Below are 22,828 nucleotides of genomic sequence, written 5' to 3'. Positions count from 1 at the left end.
ATCCTGATGGTGGCGATGCGCGCGGGGCCGCGCTACGCCGTTTGCCCCAACTCGGCCATCGCCGCCTCGGCCCGCTCCAGGATTTCGGCCAAGTAAGCGGAAGTCATGACCGTTGACAGTGCGATCATGCCGCGCGGCGCCAGGAACAAGCCGTGGTTCATCGCCACGATGTGGAAGGCGCCAAGCAGCTGCCCATCCTCGCGGACGACCGACGATCGCGGCGCGCGCTCGCTGAAATAAAGGTTCAGGCAAGAGCCGTGATGGTTGATCGAGAGCGGCAGGCCGGCCTTTGTCGCCGCGCGCGCAAGCCCGGACTTCAATGTCTTGGCAGCGCCCGCCATAGCGTCGATGCGCTCGCCGGTCAGGTGGTTGAGTGAGACAAAACCGGCGGCCATGGTTACCGGATTGGCATTGAAGGTGCCGGTATGGAACAGCTTCAGGTCCGAGGGGGCGAAAATCTTTAGCAGATCCCGCGCCCCGCCGATGGCGCCGACCGGATAGCCGCCGCCGATCAGCTTGCCGAACATGGTGAGATCGGGGGTGAGCCCGACCTGCCCTTGAACGCCACCAAGGGCGAAGCGCAACGTCAGCACCTCATCAAGCACGAGCAGCGCCCCGACTTGGCGTGCCGCCGCCTGCACGCCGTGCAGGAACAGCGCATCACCGCTCACCACACCACCCGACCCCAGCACCGGCTCGAGAAAAACGGCCGCGATCTCATTACCGTGCTCCTCGATAACGCGCTCGAATGCGGCCAAGTCATTGTAGTCGGCCAACAACGTCACTGACCCTTCACGGCCAAACGAGCCCGTTTCAAATTCCAGCAGCGAGCCGTGATAGCCGTAGCGCGCCATCAGCAGCTTCTCCCGCCCGGTCAACTTTCGCGCTATATTGAAGGCCAGCGCGCCTGCTTCGGTGCCTGAATTGGTGAAGCGCACCTGTTCCACCGCGGCCACCCGCCCGACGATTTCCTCGGCGAGTTCGAGCTGTTCGAGATTGCCGCCGACCCAGCCGGTGCCTCGCCCGGCATGGCGCCGTGCCGCTTCGACGATCGGCGGATAGCTATGGCCGTGCACCATGGCGGTGTAATTGTTGATCAGATCGAAGTAGCGGTTACCGTCGATATCCCAGAGAAAGGGGCCCTCTGCGCGCTTGAAGGTCAGCGGATAGGGCGCCCAATAGCCAGCCTGGCGCGAGGTGCCGCCGGGCAGTAACTTATCGGCACGAACATGGGCCGCAGCGCTCTTGCGGGTCTTGCGCGAATAGGTCCGCAGCGACTGCTCAGTGTCGAGCACCACTGCCCGTGCCGCTTGGCTGCTCATGGCTGCGCGCTCCTACCAGTCGTAGCCATCGCACTCTTCGGGCAGCGCATCGAGCAGCGCACCGCTCTCGAACAACGCTGCCACAGCCTCGATGTAGTCGGTTAGCGGCTCATCGTGATCGAGATAGGGGACGTGCTCACGCACCATCCCGTATAGCATCCGCGTCGACGAGCTGAGCCCGTCGATGCCGCGGATATCGGCTGCCTGGGCGGCGCAGATCAACTCATAGGCAACGATGCGGCGGGCATCGGCGAGAGTATCGCGCGTGCGCCGCGCGGCGACCAGACCGAACGACACGTGGTCCTGGAAATCGCCGGTCGACGGCAATGACTGGATCGAGATCGGCGCCGCGGTATGACGCAGTTCTGCGGTCAGCGAGGTAGCCATGAACTGGCCGCCCATGAGGCCTTGGCTCATGCCCGGATTGCTGGCGCAGAGGAAGGGTGGCAAATCGCCGTTGAGGCTGGGATGCAGTAGCCGGTTGTTGCGCCGCTCTGACAGATTGCACAGGGTGACGAGCACGATTGCCAGCTGGTCCATGGCATTGGAAATGTACTGGCCGTGGAAATTGGCGTTATGGATGGCCTCACCCTCCTCGACAACGATCAGCGGATTGTCGTTCGACGAATTGAGTTCGGTGGTCACGGTCTGCTCGACGAACAGGGTGGTATCGAGCACCGGACCCAGCACTTGCGGCGTGGCGCGTATCGAATAGGCGTCCTCGATCTGCTCGTCGAGGCCGCGCGGCTCGTCACTCGCCATCTTGCGCAACCAAGCCTCCACCTGACGATCCTGAACGATCATCTTACTGTCGGCTAAGGTCGTGTAGATGGCGTCGGCGATGCGGATCTGGCCAGGATGGGGCTTTTGCCTGTGGGCCGCGGGATGGAAGGGCATGATCTTGGCCTTCAGCACCTCCAGCGTCAGGCAGGCAGCGAGGGTATGCGCCTTGATCAAATTTTTGGCGGCGACCACGTGGCAGGCGGCCAGCGCGGTCATCACCGAGGTGCCGTTGATCAGCGCCAGGCCTTCCTTGTAGGATAGGGTCATGGGCTCGATGTTGGCGCGCCGCAATGCCTCGGCACCGGGCATGGCCTGCCCCTGGTAACGCGCCCGCCATTGCCCGGTGCCGACTAAAGCGATGCAGGCCAAGGGGCCGAGATCGCCGCTGGTGCCGAGCGAGCCTTTTTCCGGGATGCAGGGAACGATGCCGCGATTGTACATGGCGACATATTTTTCGAGATTCTCGAGCGAGATCGCCGAATTACCGCGCGCGAGCGAATTGATGCGCGCCAGCATGGCGGCGCGCACATAGACGTCGTCGAGATCATCACCAACATTGGACTGCACGTTGCGTAGGATGTTGTTTTGCACCTGCTCGGCCAGATGCGGCGGCACCAGCCAGTTGACGAAGCCACCGACGCTGGTGGTCACCCCGTAGATGATACGGCCGCTATCAACAAACTCGTCGAGGAGCGCCCGCGAGGCGCTCACGCGGTCCCAGATTGCATCAGTGATCATTACCTGGTTGTTGGCATCGCGCGCCGCCGCAACGATGGTTTCGAGACACATATCATGGCCGTCGGGAATGGTCGGCACCTTCTGCAACATCGTCGAATCCTCTGCCTGAGACACATGAAAAGTGATCAGTCGGTCAGCCGCAAAGGTCGACCATGGCCAATGCCAACCATGACTATGAAGCGGGTGCGCTGCCTTTAATGCGCGATTTCACGATGATCTATGAGATATAGTCGAGAATAAGCGCACAAAACATCATTTCATGCCATAATATGGCATACTTAGGTGAATGCGGAGACAGACACCATGGATGCACTCGACAATTTCGACCGCAAGATTTTGCAGGCCCTGCAGCGCGATGGCCGCATGACGAGCCATGACCTAGCAGAGGCAACAGCACTATCGCCATCACAATGCGCCCGCCGGCGCCGCCGGCTCGAAGAGTTCGGCATCATCAAGTCGTACCGTGCCCGCCTGTCGCGGCGCAAAGTGGGGCTCGGCATCTCCGCCTTTATTCAGGTCTCCCTTGCCAACCATCAACATGACGACATCAATGCCTTCCTGCGTCTGCTGGAACTCAATCCGTTGATCCTGGAGGCCTGCAAACTGACCGGCCCGACCGATTTTCTGCTGCGCGTTGCCACCGCCGATCTCGACCAGATGAACCACCTGATCAGCGAAGTCCTCTTGCCGCATCCCGCGGTCTCGCACGTGCAATCCCATGTGGTTCTGGAATGGCTCAAGGAAGACGGCATGCTACCCGTGGTGACCAATACGGGGGGGCGCTGATAACTGCACTGGCTAATGGCGTTGCAGACGGCTGTAAAAAATTGGCGATAGCACAAGATTAATGAAGTAGACGCAAAAGCTCGTTTTCAAGTGACCGTCAAGGCGGTAAGAAAGATTAGCTGGACAACCGGTCGGTACACACCCGCAGGTGCGGCCCATCTCTTTCCTAGAGCTGCCGAGGCGGCCGTGGCCCGAAGATTGCGGTGCCGACGCGCACATGAGTGGCGCCGTGCGTGATGGCGGTTTCGAAGTCCGCGGTCATACCCATGCTAAGGATTGGCAGAGCGTTGTTTTCGGCGATGCGTGCGAGCAGGTCAAAATGGCGCGCCGGGTCGTCTCCGATGGGGGGCAAGCACATGAGCCCCTGCAGGGGTAACTGGTGGCTCTCGCGGCAGGTCTCTATGAGGGCGGCGGCGGCACCGGGCAGCACACCCGCCTTCTGCGGCTCGGCGCCGGTGTTGACCTGCACGTAACAGACGGGCTCGCAGCCCTGCCGGTCCATCTCTTGACGCAAGGCTTTCGCCAGCTTGGCCCGATCGACGGTCTCGATGACATCAAACAGGGCGACCGCCTCGCGCGCCTTGTTGGTTTGCAGGGGGCCGATGAGATGCAGCGTGACATCGGCGAACCGCTCGCGCAGACCCGGCCACTTGCCCTGCGCCTCCTGCACGCGGTTTTCCCCGAGCACGCGTTGTCCGGCCTCGAGGACGGGAACGATACTTTCGGCCGGAAAGTTCTTCGAAACTGCGACCAGGGTCACGGCGTCGCGCGCGCGGCCCACAGCCTCTGCCGCGTCAGCAATGTGGGCGCGCACGGCGGCGAGATTGGCGACAATGTCGACGGTGGGCGTATCGTCCATGGGCGGTCATGCTCTAGTGTGCTGCGCATGACCGTAGCAAACTGGGCTCGGCGACTCAATTCGCGACACGGCAGCGGCCTGCCGCCGTTGATCCTCATCGTAGATCGCAAGCGCCTGGCCGATCCACTCACCGCCGCGGCGCACCTGCCGGCGGGCTCGGCCGTGCTGCTACGCGACTACGATGCACCGGACAGGGCGCACCTTGCCAAGGCCCTCGCCCGGCTTTGCCGGCGCCAGCGTCTCACCTTGTTGATCGGCGACGATGCCCGGCTGGCAGCTTCGCTCGGCGCCGGGGTGCACCTGCCACAAGGCCTGGTCGCGCGGGCCCGGCGCCAGCGCGACATGGTAACCGCAGCGGCCCATGATCGGGCCGCGCTGGTGCGCGCGGCGCGCGCGGGCGCCACTGCCTGCCTGATCTCACCGGTCTTCGCCACCGCCAGCCATCCCGGCGCCCACGCGCTCGGTCCTGTGCGCTTCGCCAACCTCGTCCGTCAGGCCCGATTGCCAGTCTATGCGCTTGGCGGAATCAGTGACCGCACCGCCACCCGTCTATGGGGCAGCGGCGCCTGCGGTATCGCGGCGCTCGGGGCGCTGGCAGATCGCCCAGAGACCACGCAAGGAGCAGCGTGGGTCGATGGCTGCCAATCAACTCATCCCGCGGGACGCGCTAGCAAAAAGGGCTAATTCGGGAACAAGTCCACGACTTCTCGGCCATCCCGATCGGTGCTATACCGGCGCCGCAATGACGCCCCGCGAGAAACATCAGAAAAAGCTGGATAAGGCCGTGCGCCTGATGCGCGAGCAGCGCTTTGCCGAGGCGCGCCCGCTGGTCGGTGAGCTGACCAAGGGCATTCCACAGCACCCGCTAGTCTGGAACATGGCGGGGATCGTTGCCTCCGAGTTGGGCAAGCCTGAGCGCGCCATTCCCCATTTCGAAAAAGCCGTGGCACTGGCACCCGACGCCGCCGATTTCCACAACAACCTCGGCGAGGCGTTGCGCCAGAGCGAGCGCACGGAGGAATCAGTGCCCCATTTCGAGACTGCGCTCAGGCTCGAGCCCCAGCACGGCGCGGCGCACAACAATCTCGGCGTCGCTCTGGGTGAGTTGCACCGCGGCGAGGAGGCAGCACCGCATTTTGCCGCCGCTCTCGAGCTCAGGCCCGAAAATCCCGAGACGCTGGCCAATCTCGGCATCATCTTGATGAAGGAGCGCAAGCCCGACAAAGCGGTGCCGTGCCTTGAAAGGGCCTTGGCACTGAAACCGGAAAACTCGGTGATTCAGAGGTATCTGGGCCGGGCACTCGAACATGCCGACCGCTACGAGGAGGCCCTGACGCTGTTCGAGCGCGCCGGCACCAGCGGCGAAGATGGCACCATAATTACCGTCGATCAGGTCAATAATCTCGAGCGTCAGGGAAGGTTTGACGAAGCCTGGCGGCGATTCGAGCCGCTGCTCGACAGCGCGCCCGAGGACCCCTCCGTGGTCACCGAGTTCGCCGTCCTGGCCAAGCGCCTCGACCGGCGCCAGGAGGCGCGAGACAGAATCGTCGCATTGCTGGACGACCACGAGCTCGATGACGAGACCCGACAGGTGCTGTATTTCCGCCTCGGCGACCTCAACGATTCGCTCGGCCTTTACGACGACGCCTTCGATGCCTACGCTCGCGGCAACGCGCTAGACTCGCGGCCCTATGACCATGCCAACCAGGTGCGCGACGCCGCGGCCAACGAGCGCGTCTATAACGCGGGCTGGCGCGAAGGCCTGGCGCAGGCGAGCAACACCAGCGAAGTGCCGGTGTTTATCGTCGGCATGCCGCGCTCGGGCACCAGCCTGGTCGAAGCCATCCTGGCCAGCCATCCCGCCGTGCACGGCGCCGGCGAACTTTCCGATATCCCCAACCTCAGCAAGGCCATGGCCATCGAGATGGGCGGCGACGCGCGCTTCCCGGACTGCATGGCGGATGCCGATCAGGCATTGCTCGACCGCTTCGCCGAGGCCCACCTGGAGCGCCTTGCGGCGCTCTCGAGCAATGCCGAGCGGACCACCGACAAGCTGCCACACAATCATCGCCACCTGGGCCTGATCGCCCAGCTGTTCCCTCGCGCGCGCATCATCCATTGCACCCGCGACCCGATCGACACCTGCCTGTCGTGCTATTTCCAGAATTTCTTTTACGGTCTCGGCTTTGCACACGACCTGGCGAGCCTCGGCGCACAGCATCGGCTTTACGAGCGCCTCATGGCCCATTGGCAGGGCGACGGCGGCATCGAGCTGCTTGAGGTTTCTTACGAAGAGCTGGTCGCCGATCAGGAGCGCGTGAGCCGGCAGATGATCGCCTTCCTCGGCCTGCCTTGGGACGACGCCTGTCTCGCCTTTCACAGCTCCTCCCGCCGCACCCTGACGGCGAGCTACGATCAGGTGCGCCAACCCATCTACCGCGGCTCGGTCAAACGCCACGAACACTATGCTGCGCATCTCGCACCGCTCGTCGAGGCGCTCGCCTCGCCGGCTGTCGACGACCCGGCCTGGGAGGATGCCAACGCTGCGGCGCGGTTGTTCGAAACGGCGGCAGAAGCGCACCGTAACGGCGACCTCACCACAGCCGAAACCCTCTATCGCAACATCCTCGCGCGCGCTCCGCGGCATGCGCCGACACTGATGCAGCTGGGTTTGTTGGAACAAGGCAAGGGCAAGGGGCAGGAGGCGCTGGAGCATTTTCGCATGGCGGCCCGCGTCGAGCCAAAAAATGCCAGCGTTCGCAATGCCTTAGGCCAGGCGCTCCTGAAACGAGGCGAGGCCAAGGAAGGCGAGCAAGAGTTCCGCGCCGCCACTGCCGCCGACCCCGCCTTCGCCGGAGGCCACCACAATCTCGGACTGGCAGTCGCAGCCCAGGGCCGTTTTGACGAGGCGCTGGGGCATTTCCGCAAGGGCTTAGAGCACGAGCCCGACGATGCCCGTGGGCTGACCCATCTCGGTCAGGCCCTGGCCGAGACTGGCGACCTGCCGGGCGCTGAGCTGGTCCTGGCGCGGGCCGCCCAGTTACAGCCGACGGTGCCGCAGATTCGCCTCGCCCTCGGCGACGTCCTAATGCAAGCGGGCAAGTTGGACGCGGCGCTCGCAGCCTATCGCGAACTCCACGCCCTGGTTCCGGGCGAGCCCGCAGGCGCCCGGCGCCTGGCCACGGCCCTGCAGCAGACCGGCGAAGTCGAGCAGGCAGTGGCGGTGCTGGAGCGGACGCGTGACAAGGCCCCGACCTCGGGCGTCTTGCTCTGCGAACTGGCCAACGCCTACGCGTTTGCCGGCAGAGATGAGGCCGCCGCGGCGACCTTCCGTACAGCCGCCAGGCGCGGCGCGGCGGCGGCCGCGGCATGCGGCCTCGCCGCGCTCGACGACCAAGCGGGCGCTAGGGTGTTGCTCGCGGGCCTCTCGGGCGATGAACCCGAGCTCGCCCTGGCGCGTGCCGAAACCGCCGGTCCGGCCGAGCTGGCATCGGCAAGAGATGGCCTGGAGGCAGCCCTCGCGCGCGACGACCTGCCTGGGGTGCTGCGCAGCCAGCTGCTCTTCGCCCTGGCCCGCGCCCGCTACCGCCTGGGCGAGGCGAAAGCCGCATTGGAGACCGCGCACGAGGCCAATCGCCTCAAAGGCGTGCGCTTGGACCTGGCAGCAGAGACGGCCCTGGTCGAACGCCTCATCGCTGCCTTTCCCGCCGGCCCCCTCGTAGCGCTGGCACCCAACGAACCGCGCCCGCTCTTCGTGGTCGGCATGCAGCGCTCAGGGATGCGCCTAGTCGAACGCATGCTTGCCTCCCATTCGCGCATCAAAGGCCTCGGCCCGGCCGGCCTGCTGCACGCCAGCGCGCGGAGCCTCGGTGGCCAGGGCTTCGGCTATCTCGATGATATGGCTGCGCTGGCCGGTGAGGGCGGTGCGACCGTGGCGACAGCGCACCGCACGCGCCTGGCCGAGCGCGCGCCCAGCGTAGTCTGGGCCGTCGAAGCGGTCCCCGGCAACGTCTTCCACCTCGGCCTGGCGCAAAGCTTGTTCCCGGATGCCCGCGTGGTGATCTGCCACCGCGACCCGCTGGATGCCGGCCTCGCCTGCTATTTTGAGGATTTCGCCGGCGCCAGCCCCTATGCCTACGATCTCGGCGATATCGGCGGCCATGCCCGCAATGTGGCGCGCCTGCTCGACCATTGGCGGCAAGTCCTGGCGCTGCCCGTGCATGAGATCGCCTTCGCGGACCTCCTCGACAGGCCGACAGAAGCAGCAGCAGCGTTGCTGCGCTTCCTCGACCTTGCCGAAGAGGCCGCTTGCGCTGCCATCGTGGACCGGCAACGCGCGATGTGTCACGAAGGGGCACAACGTCTGGGGGAAGCGCTCGCGCCGCTGGCGGCCGCCCTAGCTGAGCCAGAACCCACCCGGGACACTAGTTGAGGCGCCATTTGTTGCTTTTTTGCCACAACGTAACATGAAGAACGCAGTCCGACGTCGGAAAAGGTTGATTTGCATGCCCATAAAATAGTTAAACTGGACGACGTGCGTAGCTTATGTTGCGCGCGCCGGTTTCGAGGGATGTGCCGAGGATTGGCAAGCGACCTTGAGAGCGACCATTTTGGGCCTGGCGACTTGTTGTGTTGGTTGCCCAGGCGATTGTTAAGAGCCGGGTCACGGGGTTCATGCAGCCGCGGACCCATGGACCCACAGTGTGGAGGTCGAAAACCTTATGAAGAAACTTCTTCTTGGAACTACCGCACTGGTTGGGGCATCGGTGGTCGCTGGTAGCGCGCTTGCCGTACCCCTCCAGTCGCAAGATGAGGACGGCACGCAAGTTCTAACCGCGGGAATGGTGTCGCAGTGGGAAGTAGGCACAGCCTCTAACGACAACTACGCAGGCAGCGCCAATACCTCAGATCATGGTATGATAAATGGCCGTTTTGCCGAGATCTGGATGAACGGCGAGTTGACGGCTGATAACGGCCTCGCCTATGGCGCGACGATACACATGGCCACCGGCGGCGTAAATACGAACGGTTGGCCTGGCCGTGAGTACATTTTTATGAATGGTGGCTGGGGCTCGCTTGAGTTTGGCAACAACTTCCACGCCGACTCAGGCATGGCCCTCTGTCCGACGTGTAGAACCTATGCCGGCGCTAACGGCGGTATTGACGCTGGGCTGCGCTACATTGCCATGCCCGCGGGCGCAGCCGATGGTGGCGGTGCAGCCGTGTCTGGCATCAGGTCTCGCGCTGGCGCGCCATACCGCCAATGGTTCTCTAAGGGGATCGGTGTCACCTATTACACTCCGATCGTATCGGGCTTCCAGGCTGGAATCACTTACGCCCCCAATACGTCTGACAATGCCGTCAACGCTGTTGACAATGCCGCCGGCGTTTACAAGGACAAGATCGGTTTCGGTGGCCAGTGGAAGGGCGACTTTGGCGATGTCAATGTCGGATTATCGGCTGTCGGCGCCATTTCCGATGGCTATCTCTCGGCTGCCACCGGCACAACTGGTCTGAACACCCACAAGGACGTGAGCGGTTTGGGCATGTACATGCTCAGCGCTCAGATCGGTTGGGGTAGCTTCCAGGTGGGCGGCCAATACTATGATGAAGGCACCTCAGGTGCCATCAAGGGCCGCGACTACGGCTTCAAGAGCGACGGCTGGGGTCTAGATGCGGCCTACTGGGCTGGACCGTTAAGTTTCGAGGTGCAGTACGTTTCCACTGAAGTCGTATCCTCGAACCGGGTGGTTACCGCGGCTGCGGCGCTCGCCCATGCCACCACTGGCGTTACGACTGGCTTCACGGTCGCGCCGTCAGCGCTGGGCGAGACGTACGAGGTTGATATCTGGACAATCGGCTCGAATTATCAGGTCGCTCCAGGCCTCAGTTGGCATACTGGCATACAGGGTGTTGACATCGACCACACTCAAAACGCGACCGACTTCGCCGTCAACGGTGCGGCCAACCTGGATAACGACGCTATAGCGGTCTTTAGCGGTTTGCAGATGAGCTTCTGATCAGGAAGCTTTGGTTCTCGACTTGAGAAGGGGCGACAGCTATGCTGTCGCCCCTTTTTCGTTGGCTGCGGCATGGCCGCTGACTGAGGCTACGCTTGCTTTTGACCGCTTCATCTGTGGCACTCTACTCGCAGCGCTCGCTGGGCTTGGCGATGGCCGTAGCATTGCTGTTGCCCACCCTGTCGGGCTGCGGCGACGATTTAGACATCGAGACGGCCTATCCTTCCGACGATAGTTCCACCTATGGCACCCATCCGAACAGGCCCGGCATCGACAGCAGCGGGTCCCTTTTTGGGGACGGCGGCATCGTCTTGCTGGGCGAACCCGACTACCGGCCGGACGACGGCGGCGGTGGCGCCGGCATCGGTGTCAACAGCTTCCTCTGGCGGGCTTCGATCGACACCCTTGCCTTCCTGCCGCTGACCTCAGCCGATCCTTTTGGCGGCGTCATCATCACCGACTGGTATACCCCACCGCAAACGCCGAACGAGCGCTTTAAGATCTCGGCCTTCATTCTCGATCGGGCCATGCGAGCCGACGGTGTCCGGGTTGCGGTGTTCCGTCAGGAGCAGGGCGCCAACGGCTGGGTCGATGCGGCTGTCGCCGATTCCATGTCAACAGATCTGGAGAACGCCATTCTGAGGCGCGCTCGCCTACTCAGAATTCGCACCCTCGCCAACCAAGAGTAGTCCGGGCGGGCCAGACGCGGCCGTTGGGCTGGTGCTGATGAGGCGCAGCGCTGGTGAGATTTATCGAACATTCTCTGAAGCCAAGAACGGACTCCCGATGGCGCGATACGATCCGCAAACGACCGAGCCCAAATGGCAAAAGGCCTGGGAGGCGGATTCGAGTTTTGCCACCGATGACGACGATGAGCGGCCGCCCTACTACGTTCTCGAGATGTTTCCCTATCCCTCCGGTCGCATCCATATGGGCCATGTGCGCGTTTATACGCTCGGCGATCTGCTGGCGCGCTACAAGCGCGCGCGCGGCTTCAACGTATTGCACCCCATGGGCTGGGACGCCTTCGGCATGCCGGCCGAGAACGCGGCCATGGAACAGGGCGTCCATCCCGCCGAGTGGACCTGGAGCAACATCACCACCATGCGCGAGCAGCTCAAGTCTATGGGCCTGTCCTACGACTGGAGCCGCGAGGTCACAACCTGCTCACCTGACTATTACCGGCACGAGCAGAAGATGTTCCTCGACATGCTCACCGAAGACTTGGTCTACCGCAAGGAGGCCTGGGTCAATTGGGACCCCGCCGATCATACCGTGCTTGCCAACGAGCAGGTCATTGAGGGGCGTGGCTGGCGCTCGGGCGCACTAGTCGAGCGACGCCTGCTGCCGCAATGGATGTTCCGCATTACCGATTTTGCCGATTCCCTGCTCGATGCGCTCGACGAGCTGGAGCGCTGGCCCGATTCCGTCCGGACCATGCAGGCCAACTGGATTGGCCGCTCCGAGGGCGCACGGCTGCGCTTCCGCCTGGGGGGCCGCGATGATCGCCTGGAGGTCTTCACTACCCGGCCGGACACGCTGTTCGGTGCCAGCTTCTGCGCTATTGCCGCAAATCACCCGCTGGCGGTGGAGCTTGCCGAATCGGATTCAGCACTGGCCGATTTCATCGCCGAGTGCAACCGCATCGGCACCTCCGAAGCCGACCTCGAGACGGCCGAGAAGATGGGTTATTGCACGGAGCTGGAGGCGATCCATCCGCTCGCCGAGGGCGTAACCCTGCCAATCTATGTCGCCAACTTCGTACTCATGGCATATGGCACAGGTGCCATTTTCGGCGTGCCGGCGCACGATCAGCGCGACTTCGATTTTGCCACCAAGTACGAATTACCGATCCTTACCGTGGTGCGCCCACGCAACGCCGAGAAGAGCTTTACTGTATCCGGCGAGGCCTTCATGGAAGACGGTGTGCTGGTCAACTCGGATTTTCTCGACGGCCTCGACGTCGAGGAGGCCAAGGCGGCAGTCATCGCCCGGCTTGCCGAGAGCGGCGATGGCGAAGGCGAGACCACCTATCGCCTGCGCGACTGGATCGCCTCGCGCCAGCGCTATTGGGGCTGTCCGATCCCCGTCGTGCACTGCGCGAGTTGCGGTATCGTGCCGGTGCCGGAGGAAGACTTGCCGGTGATCCTGCCTGACGATGTCAGCTTCGACCAGCCGGGGAATCCACTCGACCGGCATGCGGCGTGGAAGACCGTCACTTGCCCGTCATGCGGGGCCGAAGCCGAGCGCGACACCGATACCTTCGATACCTTTGTCGATTCCTCTTGGTATTTTGCCCGCTTCGCCTGTGCCCACGCGGAGGTGCCGCTGGAGCCCGAGGCGATGCAGCGCTGGATGCCGGTCGACCAATATATTGGCGGCATCGAGCATGCCATCCTGCATCTGCTCTATTCGCGCTTCTTCATGCGCGCGCTAAGGCGCTGCGGCTATGTCGAGTTCGACGAGCCGTTCTCCGGCCTGCTTGCACAAGGCATGGTCTGCCACGAGACCTATCGCGCTGAGGATGGCAGCTGGCTTTATCCTGAGGAGGTGACGCGCAGCGAGGACGGGGCGACGCGGTGCAGCGACGGCGCGCCGGTCAGCGTCGGGCGCTCGGAGAAGATGAGTAAGTCGCGGCGCAACGTCATCGATCCGGAGAATATGATCGCGCGCTACGGCGCCGATTCGGCACGGCTATTCATGCTCTCGGATAGCCCTCCCGAGCGCGACCTTGAATGGACGGAAGCAGGCATCGAGGGCGTCTGGCGCTACGTGCAACGACTTTGGCGCATGGTCACTGAGCCGGCTACCGCCCTGTCCGTTGCGGGAAGCGCTATGCCGGACAACCTCGATGCGGCGGGCCCCGAGTTTAAGCTTAGGCGTGTCATCCACTTCACCATCGCCGCAGTGAGCGACGACATCGAGCGCTTCCACTTTAACCGTGCGGTCGCGCATATTCGCGCACTTTCCAACGCCATCGCGGCTTACGAGCCGGCCGGCCCACAGGCTGGCGCCGTGCTGCGCGAATCGCTAGAGACGCTGGTCCTGCTAGTGGCGCCTATGATGCCTCATTTCGCTGAGGAAGCCTGGCGCCGTCTCGGCCATGACGGCTATATCTGCCGCGAGCCCTGGCCTGAAGCCGACCCGGCGCTGGTTGCCGCAGAGCGCGTGGTGGTCGCAGTGCAGGTTAACGGCAAGAAGCGCGCCACGCTCGAACTCGCGCCCAACGCGGACCGCGCCTCTGTCGAAGCCGAGGCCCTGGCCGAGCCCAAGGTGGCAGCGGCGATCGCCGGTAAGGATGTACGCAAGGTGATTGTCGTGCCAAACCGAATCGTCAATGTTGTGGTCTAGGCATATAGTCATAGTGCTTGTTGCCGCAGCGCTTGCGGGCTGCGGCTTCCACCCGTTGCACGGCGAGCGCGCCAGTGTAGAGATCGCTACTCATCTCGCACATGTCAAAGTAGCACCGATTATCGGCAACCTGGGTCCGACTCTCGCGGATTTGCTGGATCAAGAGCTTGCCCCGCGGGGAACGGCCGAGAAGTCGCGTTACCGCCTTAGCGTGTCACTGACCGAGGGCAAGGAGGCGCTGGTGATCGAGGATAACACCCTGGTGCGGCGCTATGACTTCAACCTCAGTGTCCGCTACGTTCTGAGCGAGAGCGGCAGCGGTACGGTGCTGGACCAGGGCGATTTGCGCACCGTAACCAGCTACAACATCGTCGAGTCGGCGGAATACGCTACACTCATTGCCGAGCAGCGCGCGGGCCGCCGCGCTACACGCCAGATTGGGCACAAGATTCTTGAGCGCCTGACGCTTTATTTTGACCGCAGGCGTGGCCAATGAAGATAGGCGCCGGACGCGCGGACGGCTTTTGCCGAAGCCCCCCGGCCAAGGTCGTAGCAGTACTAGTCTACGGCCCGGACCGTGGGCTGGCGCAGGAGCGTGCAGAAACCCTTGTCCGCAGCATCGTAGACGATCTACGTGATCCCTTCCGCGTCTCCGAGCTGAGCGGCAAGGCGATCGTGGCCGACCCAGCCTCGCTTGCCGACGAGGCTGCAGCCCTAGCGCTCACCGGCGGACGCCGCGTCGTGCGCCTGCGCGAAGCCGGCAACGACACGGCGGAGGCAGTCGCCTCCTGGCTTGAAACGGCTGCGGGCGACACCCTCGTTGTGCTTGAAGCGGGCGAGCTTGCGGCGAGTTCACGGCTGCGTAAACTTTGCGAAGGTGCCGACAACGCAGCCGCCGTTCCCTGTTACGCCGACGACGCGACGAGCCTGGAAAGCGTCATAGACGAAAGCTTGGCCAGCCATCAGTTGCGCGCGACGCCTGGCGCCCGTCACGCGCTTATTACCCGCCTTGGTGGCGATCGCAAGCTGACCCGGCGCGAGATCGACAAGCTCGCGCTCTATGTGGGCGAAGGCGAGACGGAAGTGGACGAAGCGGCTGTCGAGGCCGTGATTGGCGATTCGGCTACGGTTACCCTTGACGACCTCGCCGACGCGGTGGCGGGCGGTGACCACGCCGTAGTCGGGCGAGCGCTCCTACGCCTGCACCTCGATGGCGTCCATCCGGTCGGCGTGCTACGTGCGGTAGAGCGGCATTTTCAGCGCCTGCATCGGGTTGCCGCCAGCACCGACGCCGAAAGCGCGCTCGCCGGGCTGCGCCCACCCCTATTCTTCAAGCGCAAAGCCTCCTTCATGGAACAATTGAGGCGCTGGCGAACTCAAACCCTGGCCGCAGCACTTGATCTTCTGCTGCAAGCGGAGATCGACTGCAAGACCACGGGTCTGCCGGCTGCCGCGATATGTGGCCAGACGCTTACGCGTCTTACCGCTGCAGCTAATCGTTAGTCCCGCACTCGTTTGATGAAATCGTCGAGCTGTTCGAGACTGCGATAGGTGATACGCAGTTCACCTGCCTCACCGCGCTCCACGATCTGTACACGCATACCGAGTGCCGCCGTGAGGTCCTTTTCGAGCTTTACGGTATCCGGGCTGCGTAGCACCTTGGCCTTGAGTGCCTTGACCAAGCCGGCCGCCGCTCGCCTCACCAACGCCTCGGTCTGGCGCACGTTGAGGCCCTTAGCCTGGACGGTCTTGGCCAGCGCCTCCGGATCCTGTGCCATCAAGAGCGCGCGGGCATGGCCGGGACTGAGTTCGCGCGTATCGACCATCTCGCGCACCGCCTCCGGTAGGCCGAGCAGGCGCAACATGTTGGCGACATGGCTGCGGCTCTTGCCAACCTGGCGGGCGAGGGTCTCCTGGGTGAGGTCGAACTCCTCGATCAGGCGGCGGTAGCCCTCGGCCTCCTCGAGTGCACCGAGGTCCTGGCGCTGGACGTTCTCGATGAGTGCTACCTCGAGGCTGTCGCGATCGTCGAGTTCACGGATGATGACCGGAACTTCGTGCAGCTGGGCGCGCTGCGCAGCGCGCCAACGGCGCTCGCCGGCGACAATCTCATAGCGACCTTCGGTCTTGGGATCGGGGCGCACCAGGATTGGCTGCATAATGCCGCGCTCGCGGATCGAGGCGCACAGTGACTCGAGTTCATTCTCATCGAAATTTCGCCGTGGCTGGAATGGCCCGGGCGCCAAATCGGCTGTCGCCAGCGTGGCCGGCTCATGGCCCGGCACAGCGGCCCCCGCCTCACCCAGCAAAGCGCCGAGGCCGCGGCCGAGCCCTCGCTCGCGCGCCGCACTCATGCCCTCACCATCGCGGCATTTTTGTCGCGCCGCAACATTTCGCTGACCAAATACATGTAGGCGCGGGCACCGGCCGAGCGGAAATCATAGAGCAGTACTGGCTTGCCGTGGGAGGGCGCCTCGGAAATGCGCACGTTACGCGGGATCACAGTCTCGAAGACCTTTGCACCGAGATAATGGCGCACATCGTTGGCGACTTGCTCGGAGAGATTGTTGCGGCGATCAAACATGGTCAGCACCACACCCTCTATTGTCAGCTCGGGATTGAAGCTCTGTCGCACGCGCTCGATGGTGCGGATGAGTTGGCTGAGGCCTTCGAGCGCAAAGAACTCGCATTGCAGTGGCACCAGCACCGTATGCGCCGCGACCAGGCCGTTGAGATTGAGCAGTCCCAGGCCCGGCGGGCAGTCTATAAGCACGTAATCGTAATCCTGCACCAGCGTCTCGATGGCCCGGCGCAGGCGGAACACGCGGTCCTCGGCCGCCACCAGCTCAATCTCAACACCCGCCAGATCCTCGTCGGCGGGGAGCAGGAAAAGCCCCGGCACCTCCGTCGCAAGCACGGCCTCGGCCAGGCTCGTCTCGCCCATGATGACGTCGTAGCTGGTGCGCTCACGCTGGGCTGCCGCAATGCCGAGTCCGGTGCTGGCATTGCCCTGGGGGTCGAGATCAACCACTAGCGCGCGCTTATTGATAGCCGCGAAGGCGGTCGCCAAGTTGATGGCGGTGGTGGTCTTGCCCACGCCGCCTTTCTGGTTGGCAACGGCGATAACTTTCGCTGTGCCCCCGGGGGCGCTGTCTTCTGCAGTCACGGACACGGCGTGATGTCGCTCGCCTCGATAATGGTGGAATCGGGGTCGGTGCGGCTCGCGTGCCGCACCAGGGTCATTGTCCAGGCTTGCCCCGCCACGGTCAATTCCTCTTCGGCGCGGCGCCCCTTGAGAAACAGGGCGCGGCCGCCGGGACATAGCAGCGGTCGTGCCAAGCCCAGCAATTTAGCCAAAGGCGCGCAGGCACGTGCCACCACAACATCGATATCGCGCACCGGGATGTCCTCGATTCGGGCTGGAATCACCCGTGCCGGCGCCCCGCACTCGCGAATCGCCTCCGCCAGGAAGGCGCACTTGCGCACATCGCTCTCGATCAGCAGTACTTCTATGGGCTTTGGCGCTACCAAGGCGATGGGCAGTCCCGGAAATCCGGCCCCGGCCCCGAGATCGACGACGGTCCGCGTGCCCGCAGACAAAAGCGGCACCAGCTGGGCACTGTCAAGCATGTGCCGGCGCCAGGGGTCGGCGAGGGTTGAGGCCGCGACCAAGTTGATACGCTTCTGCCAATGGCGAAGCAGCGCCAGATAGGCCTCAAAACGGTCCAATGTTTCACGTGAAACACCGGCTTCCACGGCGAATTTCGCCGCCGACATCTCAGGCGGCATTGGGCGACCCCCGCAGATACACGAGAAGCGCCGTTAGCGCCGCCGGCGTCAGCCCCGGCAGGCGCGCTGCAGCAGCAAGGGTTGCCGGCCGTGCCACGGCGAGGGCCTGGCACGCTTCGGTCGACAAGCCGCCGATCGCGGCTATATCGAGGTCAGCGGGAATGGCGAGCGTCGCTTCGCGGCGAAAATCGGCGATCTCGCGCGCCTGGCGCTTGAGATAAGCGGCATAATGCGCGTCGATCTCGATTTGGCGCCCCGCATCTCCTGGAAATCCGGCAAGTTCCGGCCAGATGGCGGCAAGGCGCGCGATATCGATCTCGGGATGGGCGAGCAGTGCAATGCCGTCGCGGCGAACGCCGTCCTGGCGCAGGCGCAGTCCGTGCTTTTCCGCCTCACCCGGCGTCAGGGTGAGCGCCGAAAGTTGCGTCTTACCCTCGGCGATGGCTTGTGTTTTTGCCGCATGGCGGTCCCGTCGGGCGTCGTCGATGCACCCCACTTCAATGCCGCGCCCAGTCAGGCGCAGATCAGCATTGTCAGGGCGCAGGCTGAGGCGATATTCGGCTCGCGAGGTAAGCATACGATACGGCTCAACCGCACCGAGGGTCACAAGGTCGTCGATCATCACGCCGATCAGCGCTTCGGCGCGGTCCAACGTAAAGGCGGGCCGGCCCGCGGCAGACAGCGCCGCATTGAGCCCCGCTATCAGCCCCTGCCCCGCGGCTTCTTCGTAACCGGTCGTACCGTTAATTTGCCCAGCGAGAAAAAGTCCCGGCATACGGCCGGTTTCAAGACTCGGCGAAAGCTCGCGCGGATCGATGAAATCGTACTCGATGGCATAACCCAGCTGGCGAATCTCAGCGCTTTCGAGCCCGGGAATGCTGGTGATTAGCGCCTCCTGAACTTCTTTCGGCAGGGCCGTGGAGATGCCGTTGGGATAGATCAGTTCGCTATCGATGCCTTCGGGCTCTAGGAAGATTTGATGGCTGTTGCGGTCAGCGAAGCGCACCACCTTGTCCTCAATAGACGGACAATAGCGCGGACCCAGACCCTCAACCGCACCGCTATAGACCGGCGAGCGGTCGAGATTAGCACGGATCAGTGCGTGGCCCTCCGGCGTGGTGCCTGTAATATGGCAGACCACCTGCTCGGACCCGATCCCGCCACCAAGGAACGAAAAGGGTTGCGGAGTATCGTCGCCGCGCTGAATTTCTAGCCGCTGCCAAGCGATGCTGTCGCGGGCAAGTCTCGGCGGCGTGCCCGTCTTCAGCCTGCCAAGCCGAAAATCTAGACCCTCAAACGTTCGGGATAGGCCGATTGCCGGACTTTCGCCCACCCGACCAGCAGGAATCTGCGACTCGCCGATATGGATCATGCCGCGTAAGAAGGTGCCCGTGGTGATCACCACGGCCTTGGCAGTAATGCGCTCCCCCGACCCAAGAACGACGCCGGCGACGGCGCCCCCCCTATCAACGATAAGATCCTCCACAGCCCCAGCCAGCAAGGTTATACCCGCCTGGGCGTCGAGCGCGGCACGCATGGCCAGGCGATAGCGGTCGCGGTCGATTTGGGCGCGCGGACCCCGCACTGCGGGGCCCTTGCTGGCGTTGAGCACGCGGAACTGGATACCGGCACGGTCCGCCACCAGACCCATCATCCCGCCCAGTGCATCGACCTCGCGCACCAAAGTTCCCTTGCCGATGCCGCCGATAGCTGGGTTGCACGACATAGCGCCTATGGTTGCGAGATCGTGCGTGATCAGCAGCGTGCGCGCGCCAAGACGCGCCGCAGCCGACGCGGCTTCGCAGCCCGCATGGCCCCCGCCAACAACAATGACATCCAAGCCTAACATGCCGCGCACTCCAATGCCTCCTTGACCACCGAACACTAGCGCGTAGGCAACCTACCCCAGATAACGATGGTTGCATCTGGCCTATGTGTCCCGGCTCTCAAGGGTTTTGACCGGGCGAAGACCGGCGCTTCACGCCCTTGAGAGCCGGGACACATAGGCCTTTCGCTCACCATCGTCAAATGGCGCTCCCAGCGTGGCACGTCCATCTATGTTCCACGTGAAACACTCACTTGCCGATACAGAACTCGGCGAAGATGGCGTCGAGAATATCTTCCACGTCGACCCGACCGGTAATTCGCCCGAGACTCCGAACCGCCTGGCGTAAATTCTCTGCCGCGAGTTCGGGCGCCTCGGCCTCGGCAAAGCGCACCAACGACACCGAACAGGCGGTCACGGCATCGCGGTGCCGGGCGCGGGTCAGTGGCGCGCCTTCACCGCCCACTGTTTGACCGGCCCCGGCGATTGCCGCGGTCAGCGCATCGATGCCCTGTCCGGTTCGGCACGAAGTGGCGATGGTTGCTCGGCCGGCTATTTCCGAAGGCAGCGCCCCCGCTACCAAGTCGGACTTGTTCAGAACGATCATGGCTTCCTCGCCGACCACTGACAGGGTATTTGCGTCAAGGTTGCCCGCTGTCGTCGCCTCGAAAACCGCCAACACGAGGTCCGCGGCCTCGGCACGCGCCCTGGCCCGGCGCACCCCTTCCGCTTCGATCGCACCGCCGCCCTCCCGCAGACCTGCCGTATCTGCCATCACGACCGGAACCCCGCCGAGATCGAGATGGGCCTCCACGACATCGCGCGTGGTCCCCGCCATGGGGCTAACGATAGCCACGTTGCGATTTGCTAATATATTGATAATACTCGATTTTCCTACATTTGGTGGCCCCACGACCGCGACCAATAAACCACTGCGCAGGCGCTCGCCCCGGCGCCCGTCATCAAGATGCGCGGCCATCTCTTGTGCCACCTCTGCTACCACCGGCGCGGCGCTCAATAGAAGATCGTCAGGCAGTGCCTCGTCGGCAAAATCCAACACCGCCTCTACATGGGCCAAGGCATTGATCAGGCGGACGCGCCAGTCCCCATAGAGGATGCCAAGAGCACCATCGAGTTGACGCAGCGCTTGCCGGCGCTGCGCCTCGGTTTCGGCGCCGATCAGGTCGGCGAGCCCTTCAGCCTCGGTCAGGTCCAGTTTGCCGTCGAGGAACGCACGGCGGCTGAACTCCCCCGGTTCGGCCAGGCGTACGCCGTCGACCGCAAGCGCCGCCTCGAGGCAGGCCATAACCACGGCTTCGCCGCCATGCACCTGCAGCTCCGCCATATCCTCGCCGGTGAAGCTGCGTGGGCCGGGAAACCACAGCACAAGCCCCTGATCGATGAGCTCGCCGGAGCCTGGCACGCGAAGCCGCGTCAACTGCGCCTGCCGCGCCGGTGGCAAGGACCCAGCCATTCCCCGCAGAACTGCGCCAACTGCCGGACCGGACAGGCGAATTACCGCTATCCCCGCTCGCCCTGCAGCGGTCGATCGCGCGATTATTGTGTGATGTGTGGCGTCACTCACTTATCGCAATCTGAAAGAAGAAGTCGCGCTACCGGAACCCCCTTGACCAGGTGCGATTGCAACACCTCGTCCACATCCTCGCGGCTCTCGCAGCGGTACCAGACGCCGTCCGGATAGATAACCATGGCCGGACCCTCCTCACAGCGGCCGAGACAGCCCGCACTGTTGATGCGAATTCCTGAAATTCCCATCTTTTTTATTTTTGTTTTCATATAGTTACGCAAGATCGTGCCGTTCCGATCGTGGCAACAGCCGCGCGGATCCTCCGCATCGCGCTGGTTGGTGCAACAGAACACATGCGCGCGGAAATAGCCGATCCACTTACTTTCCGTCTCGACCATAGCATTCCTTTCTCGGACGTGGGTTTGTAAGCTGCGCCCCAACGGCACCATCCTGTCATAAACGTCAAGACAAAGCCGGCGACGGCTGCGAGTTAAAAGAGGATCTATGTCCGCTAACCTGCTAGCCGCGGAGACCAGTCCCTACCTACTACAGCACAAGGACAACCCGGTTCACTGGATGCCGTGGGGCCCGGAAGCGCTGGCGCGCGCCCGCGACGAGAACAAGCCCATCCTGCTCTCGGTTGGCTATGCCGCCTGCCACTGGTGCCACGTCATGGCGCGTGAGTGCTTCGAAAACGAAAACATCGCCGCCCTCATGAACCGACTGTTCGTTACCGTCAAGGTGGACCGCGAGGAACACCCTGATATTGATGGCATTTACCAGACCGCACTGGGCCTGCTCGGCGAGCATGGCGGCTGGCCCCTGACCATGTTCTTGACGCCCGACGGCGAGCCCTTCTGGGGTGGCACCTACTTCCCGCCCGAACCCCGCTATGGCCGCCCAGGACTGCCCCAAGTGCTGACCGGCATCGCAGAAACCTACCGCGCTGACCCGCAACGCATCAACGCCAATGTCGACACCCTGCGCGACGGGCTTGCGCGACTCGAACACACCCACCCGGGAACAGCACCCAACATCAACGATATCGATCGCCTCGCCGCCCAGGCGCTGCCCCATATCGACACCACCCTCGGAGGTTTGCGCGGAGCAACAAAATTCCCACAATGCGCACTCTTCGAGTTGATCTGGCGCGCAGCGCTACGAAACGGCGACGACGACGCTGCCCGCGCCACCCTCGTTACCTGTGAGCACATGTGCCAGGGGGGTATCTACGATCACCTCGGTGGCGGCTTTGCGCGCTACTCGATAGACCCGCTATGGCTTGTCCCCCATTTCGAAAAAATGCTCTACGACAACGCCCAGCTAATCGCCCTGCTGACCCTCGTCTGGCAAAGTACTGGCAACACCTTGTTCCACGCGCGCGTACGCGAAACTGTGGCCTGGGTCCTCCGCGAGATGCGCACGGAAGATGGCGCCTTCGCGGCCAGCCTGGATGCCGATAGCGATGGCGTCGAAGGTAAGTTCTACGTCTGGTCCAACGCTGACGTCGAGGCTGTGCTCGACACCGATGCGCAGGTCTTCAAGAAAGCCTACGACGTCTCCGCCGGAGGCAATTGGGAAGGCAGCAATGTGCTCAACAGGCTGCGCGCACCGCCTCTCGATGCCGCCGAGGAAGCGCAGCTGCCTCAGCTGCGCCAGCGTCTCCTGGCTGAGCGTGCAAAACTCGTGCGCCCCGGCCGGGACGACAAGGTGCTGGCCGATTGGAACGGATTGATGATCGCAGCGCTCGCCAAGGCGGGCTTTGTTTTCGACGAGCCGGAGTGGATTTCAGCAGCACGCACGGCATACGATTTCGTACGCCAGGCG

At 63.5% G+C, this 22,828-nt stretch carries 18 protein-coding genes (1 of these 18 running past the window's edge); 9 read left to right on the top strand and 9 right to left on the bottom strand.

The window, feature by feature from the left end; all coding sequences use genetic code 11:
• Positions 1-32: 32 nt before the first annotated feature.
• Together QF629_04760 and QF629_04755 are read right to left on the bottom strand one after the other, a co-directional pair.
• Positions 33-1,322, bottom strand: coding sequence for an aminotransferase class III-fold pyridoxal phosphate-dependent enzyme (locus QF629_04760; GenBank protein MDP6012844.1), 1,290 nt, complete (start codon positions 1,320-1,322; stop codon positions 33-35).
• Between the two features lie 12 nt (positions 1,323-1,334).
• Positions 1,335-2,933, bottom strand: coding sequence for an aromatic amino acid ammonia-lyase (locus tag QF629_04755; GenBank protein ID MDP6012843.1), 1,599 nt, complete (start codon positions 2,931-2,933; stop codon positions 1,335-1,337).
• Positions 2,934-3,146: 213 nt separating this feature from the next.
• On the opposite strand from QF629_04755, the gene QF629_04750 reads away from it, so the two are divergent.
• Positions 3,147-3,629, top strand: coding sequence for an Lrp/AsnC family transcriptional regulator (locus QF629_04750; GenBank protein MDP6012842.1), 483 nt, complete (start codon positions 3,147-3,149; stop codon positions 3,627-3,629).
• A 166-nt stretch (positions 3,630-3,795) separates the two neighbouring features.
• Here QF629_04750 and QF629_04745 read toward each other — a convergent pair whose 3' ends face one another.
• Positions 3,796-4,488, bottom strand: coding sequence for a YggS family pyridoxal phosphate-dependent enzyme (locus tag QF629_04745; GenBank protein ID MDP6012841.1), 693 nt, complete (start codon positions 4,486-4,488; stop codon positions 3,796-3,798).
• Positions 4,489-4,515: 27 nt separating this feature from the next.
• Here QF629_04745 and QF629_04740 point away from each other — a divergent pair, with 27 nt between their 5' ends.
• From QF629_04740 to holA, 7 genes are all read left to right on the top strand, one after another.
• Positions 4,516-5,172 (top strand): thiamine phosphate synthase, encoded by a 657-nt coding sequence (locus QF629_04740; GenBank protein ID MDP6012840.1) that lies wholly within the window; start codon positions 4,516-4,518, stop codon positions 5,170-5,172.
• A gap of 58 nt (positions 5,173-5,230) precedes the next feature.
• Positions 5,231-8,920, top strand: coding sequence for a sulfotransferase (locus tag QF629_04735; protein MDP6012839.1), 3,690 nt, complete (start codon positions 5,231-5,233; stop codon positions 8,918-8,920).
• A gap of 289 nt (positions 8,921-9,209) precedes the next feature.
• Positions 9,210-10,508: a porin gene (locus tag QF629_04730; GenBank protein MDP6012838.1), complete on the top strand. Its 1,299-nt coding sequence runs from the start codon at positions 9,210-9,212 to the stop codon at positions 10,506-10,508.
• Between the two features lie 101 nt (positions 10,509-10,609).
• Complete coding sequence (locus QF629_04725; GenBank protein ID MDP6012837.1) at positions 10,610-11,197, top strand: DUF3576 domain-containing protein; 588 nt, start codon at positions 10,610-10,612, stop codon at positions 11,195-11,197.
• 97 nt (positions 11,198-11,294) lie between these two features.
• Entirely contained in the window at positions 11,295-13,859 is a 2,565-nt protein-coding gene (gene leuS / locus QF629_04720) for a leucine--tRNA ligase (protein MDP6012836.1), read from the top strand.
• Positions 13,860-13,872: 13 nt separating this feature from the next.
• Positions 13,873-14,355, top strand: a complete 483-nt coding sequence (lptE, locus tag QF629_04715; GenBank protein ID MDP6012835.1) for an LPS assembly lipoprotein LptE — start codon at positions 13,873-13,875, stop codon at positions 14,353-14,355.
• Positions 14,352-15,362, top strand: a complete 1,011-nt coding sequence (gene holA, locus QF629_04710) for a DNA polymerase III subunit delta (GenBank protein ID MDP6012834.1) — start codon at positions 14,352-14,354, stop codon at positions 15,360-15,362. The genes lptE and holA overlap by 4 nt, the downstream gene beginning before the upstream one ends.
• Here holA and QF629_04705 read toward each other — a convergent pair.
• The 6 genes from QF629_04705 to QF629_04680 form a co-directional block, all read right to left on the bottom strand.
• Positions 15,359-16,213, bottom strand: coding sequence for a ParB/RepB/Spo0J family partition protein (locus QF629_04705; GenBank protein MDP6012833.1), 855 nt, complete (start codon positions 16,211-16,213; stop codon positions 15,359-15,361). The genes holA and QF629_04705 overlap by 4 nt on opposite strands.
• Positions 16,210-17,031, bottom strand: coding sequence for an AAA family ATPase (locus QF629_04700; GenBank protein ID MDP6012832.1), 822 nt, complete (start codon positions 17,029-17,031; stop codon positions 16,210-16,212). The genes QF629_04705 and QF629_04700 overlap by 4 nt, the downstream gene beginning before the upstream one ends.
• Entirely contained in the window at positions 17,022-17,636 is a 615-nt protein-coding gene (gene rsmG, locus QF629_04695; GenBank protein MDP6012831.1) for a 16S rRNA (guanine(527)-N(7))-methyltransferase RsmG, read from the bottom strand. Before rsmG ends, QF629_04700 begins: the two co-directional genes overlap by 10 nt.
• 1 nt (position 17,637) lies before the next feature.
• The gene (gene mnmG / locus QF629_04690; protein MDP6012830.1) at positions 17,638-19,497 is read right to left on the bottom strand and encodes a tRNA uridine-5-carboxymethylaminomethyl(34) synthesis enzyme MnmG; all 1,860 of its coding nucleotides are present in this window, start codon (positions 19,495-19,497) and stop codon (positions 17,638-17,640) included.
• 226 nt (positions 19,498-19,723) lie between these two features.
• Positions 19,724-21,058, bottom strand: coding sequence for a tRNA uridine-5-carboxymethylaminomethyl(34) synthesis GTPase MnmE (gene mnmE / locus QF629_04685; GenBank protein MDP6012829.1), 1,335 nt, complete (start codon positions 21,056-21,058; stop codon positions 19,724-19,726).
• Positions 21,055-21,399, bottom strand: coding sequence for a (2Fe-2S) ferredoxin domain-containing protein (locus tag QF629_04680; protein ID MDP6012828.1), 345 nt, complete (start codon positions 21,397-21,399; stop codon positions 21,055-21,057). Before QF629_04680 ends, mnmE begins: the two co-directional genes overlap by 4 nt.
• Positions 21,400-21,505: 106 nt before the next feature.
• Between QF629_04680 and QF629_04675 the strand changes: the two genes are divergently transcribed.
• Positions 21,506-22,828, top strand: the 5' portion of a protein-coding gene (locus QF629_04675) for a thioredoxin domain-containing protein (protein ID MDP6012827.1). 807 nt of this gene lie beyond the right edge of the window; the window shows 1,323 of its 2,130 coding nt (coding positions 1-1,323); the start codon lies at positions 21,506-21,508; its stop codon lies off the right edge, out of view.

Source organism: Alphaproteobacteria bacterium (assembly GCA_030739735.1).
In the GTDB taxonomy this organism is placed as follows: Bacteria; Pseudomonadota; Alphaproteobacteria; order UBA7887; family UBA7887; genus UBA7887.
This window is presented reverse-complemented; position numbering and strand designations above follow the sequence as displayed.